Below are 522 nucleotides of genomic sequence, written 5' to 3' on the forward strand. Positions count from 1 at the left end.
AGAGGGGGGAAGGAAGAAGGGGGAAGAATAGGGGAAGGAGGGGGAGAATTCGGCGAAAAGAGAAAGCAGGAGGCGGAAGAGGGGAGGCGGAAGAACGGCAAGAAAGGAGAGGAAGGGGGAGGAGAAAGAGGGAGAAGAAAGAAGGGAGAGAAAGAAAAAAAGGAGGAAGAGAAAGAGAGAAGAGTAAAAGAAACGGGATAGAGAAGAAGATGGAAGAAAAAAGAGGAAAGAAAAGGAAAAGAAAGGAAAAGGAGAGAGAGAAGAAGAAAGAAAAGAAAAGAGGGAAAGAAAAGGAAGAGGAAAAAGAGGAAGAGGAGGAGAAAAAGAAAAAAGGAAAGGAAAGAAAGAGGAGAAAGAGAAAGAAAGGAGGGAAGAAGAGAGAAAAGAAAGAAAAAAGAGAGAAGGGGGAAAAGGAGGAAGGAAGAGAAGGAGGGGTGGAAGAACAGAAAGGAAAAAGAAAAGAAGAGAAAAAGTACAAAGAAGGACGACAGCTTCAGCGCGAGCCCGAGGATCAAACGGCCC

Annotated in this window: 1 protein-coding gene; it reads left to right on the forward strand. The window is 44.8% G+C overall.

Annotated features, from left to right (window positions below):
* On the forward strand, nucleotides 1-522 hold a 522-nt coding region (locus WH87_RS20525; RefSeq protein WP_046173270.1), incomplete at both ends, for a hypothetical protein.

The organism is Devosia epidermidihirudinis (genome assembly GCF_000971295.1).
GTDB classification, from domain to species: Bacteria; Pseudomonadota; Alphaproteobacteria; order Rhizobiales; family Devosiaceae; genus Devosia; species Devosia epidermidihirudinis.